General features: G+C 41.3%; 9 protein-coding genes. 7 read left to right on the top strand and 2 right to left on the bottom strand.

Going from position 1 to position 8,070, the window contains the following annotated elements:
- The 7 genes from F2B13_RS20375 to F2B13_RS06625 all read left to right on the top strand — a co-directional run.
- Nucleotides 1-508: hypothetical protein (locus F2B13_RS20375; RefSeq protein WP_198439904.1), on the top strand; the 508-nt coding region annotated here is incomplete at its 5' end.
- A gap of 85 nt (nt 509-593) precedes the next feature.
- Complete coding sequence (locus tag F2B13_RS06650) at nt 594-2,549, top strand: T9SS type B sorting domain-containing protein (protein WP_149277599.1); 1,956 nt, start codon at nt 594-596, stop codon at nt 2,547-2,549.
- A 4-nt stretch (nt 2,550-2,553) separates the two neighbouring features.
- Nucleotides 2,554-3,510 carry a PorP/SprF family type IX secretion system membrane protein gene (locus F2B13_RS06645; RefSeq protein WP_149303704.1) on the top strand — a complete coding sequence of 319 codons (957 nt, stop codon included), beginning with the start codon at nt 2,554-2,556 and terminating at the stop codon, nt 3,508-3,510.
- Between the two features lie 148 nt (nt 3,511-3,658).
- Nucleotides 3,659-4,207, top strand: a complete 549-nt coding sequence (gene idi, locus F2B13_RS06640; protein WP_149277597.1) for an isopentenyl-diphosphate Delta-isomerase — start codon at nt 3,659-3,661, stop codon at nt 4,205-4,207.
- Nucleotides 4,188-4,595, top strand: coding sequence for a 6-pyruvoyl trahydropterin synthase family protein (locus tag F2B13_RS06635; RefSeq protein ID WP_149303702.1), 408 nt, complete (start codon nt 4,188-4,190; stop codon nt 4,593-4,595). The genes idi and F2B13_RS06635 overlap by 20 nt, the downstream gene beginning before the upstream one ends.
- Before the next feature lie 42 nt (nt 4,596-4,637).
- Nucleotides 4,638-5,600 carry a type I phosphomannose isomerase catalytic subunit gene (locus F2B13_RS06630; RefSeq protein WP_149277595.1) on the top strand — a complete coding sequence of 321 codons (963 nt, stop codon included), beginning with the start codon at nt 4,638-4,640 and terminating at the stop codon, nt 5,598-5,600.
- A 61-nt stretch (nt 5,601-5,661) separates the two neighbouring features.
- Nucleotides 5,662-5,931, top strand: coding sequence for a hypothetical protein (locus F2B13_RS06625; protein ID WP_149277594.1), 270 nt, complete (start codon nt 5,662-5,664; stop codon nt 5,929-5,931).
- A 29-nt stretch (nt 5,932-5,960) separates the two neighbouring features.
- Here F2B13_RS06625 and F2B13_RS06620 read toward each other — a convergent pair whose 3' ends face one another.
- A complete protein-coding gene (locus tag F2B13_RS06620; RefSeq protein WP_149277593.1) occupies nt 5,961-6,668 on the bottom strand; it encodes a DUF4369 domain-containing protein in 708 nt (235 codons plus the stop codon).
- Nucleotides 6,669-6,731: 63 nt separating this feature from the next.
- Nucleotides 6,732-8,045: a DUF819 family protein gene (locus F2B13_RS06615; RefSeq protein WP_149303700.1), complete on the bottom strand. Its 1,314-nt coding sequence runs from the start codon at nt 8,043-8,045 to the stop codon at nt 6,732-6,734.
- Nucleotides 8,046-8,070: the final 25 nt, after the last annotated feature.

Raw genomic sequence — 8,070 nt, 5'->3', positions numbered from 1 at the left:
GAACCTTGACGGGAGCAACGAGTTCACGGCGGTGGCCAGTCCTGACGCGGGCAACGCAACGGAGGTACGTGCCAACGGTATTTTCTCGACGGACGACCAGGACGCTTCTGAAGTGAATTCCGACACACCTGTAGATGTAGATGGTGATGGAACTACGGAAGCTACCGTGGAAGATGTTATCCAGGATATTGCACCTATAACCTCTAAGGCGGCACGAATATTCTATCCGCCATCCATAGCCATTGATGCCTCGGTGGCCGGTCCGGGCAGTATCAACCTTTACGACCAATATAATGATCAGTATGGTACACCCGATGTGGTAAGCACTGGGGCACCGATAGCCATTCCAACCTATACAAATACCGAGTTGTATTACTACGTAACCTACTATGACCCCGCCGTTTTTACTAATGTGGCCATCGATGAGTTTGGTGTGATGACCTACGAGATACTGGCCCCACCGGCGGATTATAATTCCTTGATCAACGTGGTCTTCGTAGTAAAATAAGTTAACAAAGCTTTAAATCACTTTGAAAATCAAGCCTACATATAAAATTCTTGTTTTCGGCCTTCTATTTCTTATAGCAGGAATTATGGAAGGCAATTCCCAGTTCTTACTACAAGCACCCAATTCAGGGGATGAAACTAATTATAGATGGTACGAAGCCTCGGATAATACTACGGTTTTGGGTACCGATTTCTACTACGAAGTTACTCAACCAGGCGTTTATTTTGCTACTTATGACGGTACGATATGCGGGCACAATGCAACGGGCTATTTTATTGTTACAAATTGTAATGCGCCTTACAATGAGGTGACATTGGATATTTCTGCAAACCCTGTTCCATCAGGGGCATCCTTAACTTGGAGTCCGGCTGTTTCAGGAAATCAGAATAGTCCTACCGTAACCGCAACACAAACAGTGGTGCGGTACACGGCCACAATTACCAAAGCGGGAAATGCCAAAAGTTTACCAAATTTTACAGTAGTCTGTATGGATCAGTCCGCTACCCTAGTAGATGATTTGGTAACCGTTGATGAAGATGAATCGGTTGTTGTGGATATCTATGCGAACGATTCAGACCTTCCCGGCACAGGGACATTGATGATTTCATCCTCTCCCAATAATGGTATTGTAAATATTAACAATAATAATACTCCAAACGATCCCACGGATGATGTGGTGACCTACATACCCAATTCAGATTATAATGGGGCCGATACTTTCGACTATACAGTATGTAATACTTTTGGTGATTGTAGTACCGCCACAGTTACCGTTGACGTAATTCCAGTGCTAGACGCGCTCGACGATACTTTTGTAACACTTATAAATACACCGCTTGATATTGCGATTTTAGATAATGACAACGATTTACCATCTACCGGAACTTTAAGTGTTACCAATTCTACCGATGGTGCCGTCTTCCTAAACGATAATGGTACTCCAAATAATCCCTCTGATGATTTTGTGAGTTACACCCCAAATACAGACTTTTTAGGAACCGATAGTTTCACATATACCCTTTGCGATACTTCTGGTAATTGTAGTACGGCGACAGTGACCGTGATGGTAAATACACCTGGAGTTGACCTTGATAGTGATGACGATGGAATTGTAGATAGCTTTGAGGATTTAAATCTTGATGGTGACAATGATCCGTCGACCAATGCGACGGATACTGATAATGATGGTATTGCCGACTATTTGGATATCGATAGTGATAACGATGGGATACCTGATAATGTAGAGGCGCAATCGACCATAGGTTATATACCCCCAAGTGGTGTCGATGCCAACGGCAATGGCCTTGATGATATGTATGAGGGTAGTGGTACGGTCGGTATAATACCAGAGGATACCGATGGAGACGGACTACCAGATTATGTAGATGAAGACAGTGACAACGATAATATTCCTGATAATATCGAAGCCCACGATCATGACCAAAATGGAATTCCTGAAGCAACCTTGATCGGATCTGATAAGGATAATGATGGACTTGATGATGGGTATGAAGGAAGTGTAGCCATTGACCTTGATGTCAATGATGAAATTAATGACCCTTACAATGATCTTCCGAATACTGATGGGGATGGGCAATCCGACTACAGGGACACCGATGATGATGACGATGGAATCCAAAGCAAGGATGAAGATACCAATACAGACGGTATCTATTCGAATGATGATAGCGATAACGACGGCATACCCGAATATTTAGAGGCCAACATCATTGAAACCGGAGTCGATGTAATAAATGTCATGACGCTCAACGATGACGGAGTTCACGACACGTTACGAATAGATGGAATTGAAAACTATCCGAATAATACCATTAAAATTTATAATAGATGGGGTGTCTTGGTATTCAGTACAAATGCGTATGACAATACGAATAACTATTTTGACGGTACCTCACAAGGTCGTGTGACCGTCGATGCGAACAACAAACTACCGGTAGGTACCTATTTCTACATTCTTGATTATGAAGATTCAACAGGAAATAAAATAACCGATACTGGGTATATCTATATAAACCGATAGCCAAATGAAATCACCACATCAAAATACATGGTATTACCGATTACTATTTTCAATTTTGGTGATATTATTGTCTATAAAGCATGAAAAAAGTCTTGCGCAACAAGACGCCCAATATACTCAGTACATGTACAATACAGTTAGTGTAAACCCAGGCTATGCAGGGTCACGCGGACACATAAGTATCGCAGCGCTGCATCGTTCACAATGGGTAGGTCTTGATGGAGCGCCAACTACACAAACCTTGAATATACACTCACCAATAGGATACAGAGGTGTCGGATTGGGTATGTCGATAGTAAACGATAAAATAGGGCCGACATCTGAAACCTATTTCGATATTGATTTTTCATATACGATATACACCTCGACCGAGGGCCGATTAAGTTTTGGACTTAAAGGAACCGGACATTTGTTGGATATTAAATTTTCTGAACTTGATGAATACAGTGTGGATCAATCACTGCAACAGGATATCGACAATAGATTTTCTCCAAACTTCGGGGCAGGAGTGTATTACCACACCAACAATTTTTATGCGGGTCTTTCCGTACCTAGGATATTGGAAAGCAAACATTTTAAAAGTGGTCCTTCCCCTACAGTTGCCAAAGAGCAAATGAACTTTTATTTGATTACGGGCTATGTTTGGCAATTAAACCCTAATCTAAAGTTTAAGCCTGCCTTGTTGACAAAAGTGGTTAGAGGAGCTCCTTTACAGGTAGATTTATCGGCCAACTTTATGTTGAGCGATAAATTCATCTTAGGAGCTGCGTATCGCTGGGATGCAGCATTCAGCGGTATGTTGGGCTTCCATCTTTCAAATAAATTTTTGATAGGGATGGCCTATGATCGGGAAATTACCGAATTAGGCAGTACCGCTTTCAATAATGGCTCTTTCGAGGTTATACTGCGATACGATTTTATCACTACAAAGGGCAACATCAAAACGCCCAGGTTCTTTTAAGGTTTCCTTCTTGCAGAGCAATATTCTTTGTCATTCTGAGCTTTCGGTAATGCCATTAAAGGGTACACTATTACTCTAGTTGCTTTATGAGCCAATTTTATGATTCACTTAACCTTTGCGTACCATTTAAAGGTGTTATTTTTAGGGTGTGAAAGAAGAGAAAGTAATTTTAGTAGACAAAGAAAATCGACCCATTGGCACCATGCCTAAAATGGAAGCGCATGAAAAAGCTTTACTTCATAGGGCTTTTTCGGTTTTTATTATGAATGATAAGGGTGAAACCATGCTGCAACAACGGGCGGCACATAAATATCATTCTCCATTATTATGGACCAATACTTGCTGTAGTCACCAAAGAGTGGGGGAAAGCAACACGGAAGCAGGAAAGAGAAGGTTACAGGAAGAGATGGGTTTTGTTACCGAACTTGATGAACTTTTTTCCTTTATTTATAAGGCTCCGTTCGACAACGGACTTACCGAACATGAGTTCGACCATGTGATGATAGGCAAGTATAAGGGGGAGCCAAAATTAAATCCGGAAGAAGTGGCCGATTGGAAATGGATGAAACCTATAGATGTTAAAAATGATATTTTGTTGAATCCAGATCGATATACTGCTTGGTTCAAGATTATTTTTGAAAAATTTTATCAATACATCGACCAAAATTTGAACGGAAATGAACGTGAAGGTAAGTAGAAAGGCTCATTTCAATGCAGCACACCGGTTGTTCCGCAAAGATTGGGACGATAAGACGAATATGGCCGTATTTGGAAAATGTAGTAATCCTAATTACCACGGACATAATTATGAGCTCATAGTGAGTGTTACGGGCCCTATCGATAAAGAAACGGGTTTCGTTATGGATTTGAAGGTACTCAAAGACTTAATTCGTGAGAAGGTCGAAGATGTATTTGACCACAAAAATTTGAATCTTGAAGTTCCTGAATTCAAGAAAGTGAATCCCACGGCAGAAAATATAGCGGTTGTAATCTGGACCAAACTGCGTGAGCATATCAGTCCGGACAAGGAATTAGAGGTTGTACTTTATGAAACTCCACGTAACTTTGTAACCTATAGAGGGTAAGTGTGCTCCTCCGTGCTTTAATTTCCAATTTAAAATACTACTATGTACCCACTAAAATTTGAACCTATATTAAAAGAACGTCTGTGGGGTGGTACCAAACTGAAAGATGTTTTAGGAAAACCTATTACAAGCGATATCACAGGGGAGAGCTGGGAACTATCGGCGGTAGAGGGGGACATCTCTATAGTTTCCAATGGTGAATTTTCCGGAAGAACGCTACAAGATTTGATCAACACCTATACTTCAGACATTCTTGGCGATAGTGTTTATAAGCGTTTTGGAACGGACTTTCCCATTCTCATTAAGTTTATCGACGCCAAACAGGATCTGTCGATTCAATTACACCCGAACGACACATTGGCAAAGGAACGCCACGATTCATTCGGAAAGACCGAAATGTGGTATGTAATGGATGCCGATGAAGATGCGCGCTTAATTGTTGGCTTTAATAAAACAGTTGAAAAGGATGAGTATGTCAAAAGCTTGGAAAACGGAAATTTATTAACGCTTTTAAATTATGAAAAGGTGACCGCCGGCGATACTTTTTTCATCAATACTGGAAAGATTCACGCCATTGGAGCCGGTATTTTGTTGGCTGAAATACAGCAGACTTCCGATATTACATATAGGGTGTATGATTTTGATCGGCGGGATAAAAATGGGAATTTACGCGAACTGCATACAGAATTGGCTATTGATGCCATAGATTATACTAAAAAGGACGATTTCAAGGTGGTTTATCCTAAAACCAAAGATACCGTTAATACGATGGTCGATTGTCCGTATTTCAGAACCAACTATTTGGAGCTAACCACTCAAAATAGTTGGAATATTTCCGATCGGGATTCATTTACTATTTATATGTGCGTTGCAGGTTCTGCGAAGGTTTCCAATGATTTCGGCACGGTAGCTCTTGATAAGGGGGAGACCGTTTTGATACCTGCAAATACAAAAACCCTTTCCATAGATACATCATGGGTGAAGCTTTTGGAGGTAACTGTTTAGGAGTTCGTTTTTTCTGTTCAATTTGAGTTTAAAAGTTATATTTTTACCGAAAATATAAATTATGGCAAGTGTTAGAGATTTAAAGAAAGATATAAATAACGTTTTGGGCGATATTATCGAGGCTGTATACATTGTGGAGGCAACCGGTAACGATGTCAGTTCAAAAGAAGGTAACAAGGTGATTGACGAAGCAATTGAGACTTTCGATGACCTGATTCAAAAAGTAAATGATAAAAGTGTCGACAATAGACAAAAGCATCTAAAAAACGTAAGGCAAGAGCTGGATAAAAAAGCCGAAAAACTTGCTGAAAAAGTAAATAAACTGGGGTAAGCCCTCAGTTTTTAAAAGAAAATCCCGGTTTACCGGGATTTTTTTATGTCCTCTAGATACGCCTTTAGTTGGCGGCCATATTTGGAATCCGCAATTGCCGGCGTTAAGGAGTTGTAGATAGAATCCAAATAAACAACATTGGCATCAGAGACTTCCATCAGAGCAATGTAGGGAGCGATATAAGAATCTTTATTGCTTAGGGCAAAATTGAGGGCATACGCATAACTTCTTTTTAGATTTTTATCGCTTAGCCTTTGAAGTGAATCAATGGCCAAAGAATCAAGGGCAACCTCGTTTTCGGTAACATTTTGCACAATTTCAAGATTTTTCATGTTGAACCTTGACATTGTCTTCTTATATTCTTCGAATTTTTCTTGTGTTGCCGAACCTTCGATTTTGGCGTTTAGGTCAAAGGTGTTCCATGAGGTATTGATGGTTATAGTGCCTGGCTCCCCAAAAAAAGTGATCCTATCGTTGATGTCGTTGGCATCTGCTTTATCCAAGTACAAATAATATAGTTCCGGACTTTCTAGTTCTGTTTTAAATGTAAAGTCGCCATTGCCATCAATCTTCAAAGAGTCTACGGTCACCAAGGTAGAGTCTGCCATGTGCTGGAGATATAGTGTTCCCTTTTTTAGGCCTTTAACGGTGCCTGTTACGGTCATGGTCTTATCCGTTTCCGTTGCGCATGCGACCAAAATTAAAAGAATTAGACCTGTAAGTGGAAAGTATTTCATGTTATTTTTTTAGTGGCGCAAATATCCGAAAAAAAAGTCATTTGCTCAATTTGTAGCAAGCCATTAAACACTAGATGCTATTTCCATAAGATAGGCACAAAGTAATGCCCCTCCAGTACCGACCACATAGCCCAGCACGGCCAATAACACACCGACCGAAGCCAATGATGGATGGAATTCCGCCGCTACTACCGGTGCCGATGCGGCCCCGCCCACATTGGCTTGACTACCCACTGCCAAAAAGAAATAAGGCGCCTTGATCAATTTAGCCACTACTATCAATAGTACTGCGTGTATGGAAATCCAAATAAGGCCCACTGCGATTAAACCGGGATTCTTCAGTACTTGGGTGAGATCCATCTTCATTCCAATGGTCGCTACTAGAATGTATATGAACATTCCGCCAATTTTGCTGGCCCCGGCACCTTCGTAGTTTTTGGCCCGGGTGAATGAAATTGATATCCCAATGAGCGTAGCAATGACGACCATCCAGAAAAAGCTTGAACCGACAAACGATAGAAAACTCTTAGGGTTGGCTACGACCTCAAAACTCTCGACGAGATATGTACTGGCTTGTTCTCCAAAAAGATGGGCAATTCCTACCGCGGTAAAAGCCAAAAAAAGCATGATCATGTAGTCTTTTAACGAGGGCACCCGTGTAATTTTCTCCGAAAACCGGGTAACCCTTACCTTGAGAGATTCAATGGCCGAAGTATCCGCTTTTAGCCATGAGTCAATTTTTTTGACTTTGCCGACCCCAAGTAATAAAATGGCCATCCATATATTGGCTCCAATTACATCAACCAGTACCATTTGACTAAATTTATCAGGGTTATACTGGAAAATTTCATACATCGCGGCCTGATTCGCCCCACCACCTATCCAACTACCGGCTATGGTCGATAATCCGCGCCAAATAGCGTCGAAATCATTTCCGCCCACGGTTTCTGGGGAAAATATGGAAACAATTAAAATGGCCAACGGTCCGCCGATTATGATGCCAACGGTTCCGGTCAAAAACATGATCAATGCCTTAGATCCCAAATTTACAATGGCCTTCAAATCGATGCTGAGGGTCATAAGAACCAAAGCCGCGGGTAAAAGATAACGACTTGCTACGTAATATAGCTCGGACTCATGTTCGATAAGCGCGCCGGAAGCATCTATAGTCTCCCATTCTGGAGCGATTACACCTAACGTGGTCAACATACCAGGCAATACATAGCACATGAGAACACCTGGAACCACGGTATAGAACTTTTGCCAAAACCCTTTTTCAAGTGATGAGGTGTAGAAGACAAAACCTAGACAAAGGGCAAGAAGCCCGAAAATAACGGTATCGTCCGTGATGAAAGGGGCTGCTTTGATTTCATTCATAGGGGAGCGGGTTGGTAGGAATCAA

This window comes from Pareuzebyella sediminis (assembly GCF_008367235.1).
GTDB classification, from domain to species: Bacteria; Bacteroidota; Bacteroidia; order Flavobacteriales; family Flavobacteriaceae; genus Pareuzebyella; species Pareuzebyella sediminis.
This window is presented reverse-complemented; position numbering and strand designations above follow the sequence as displayed.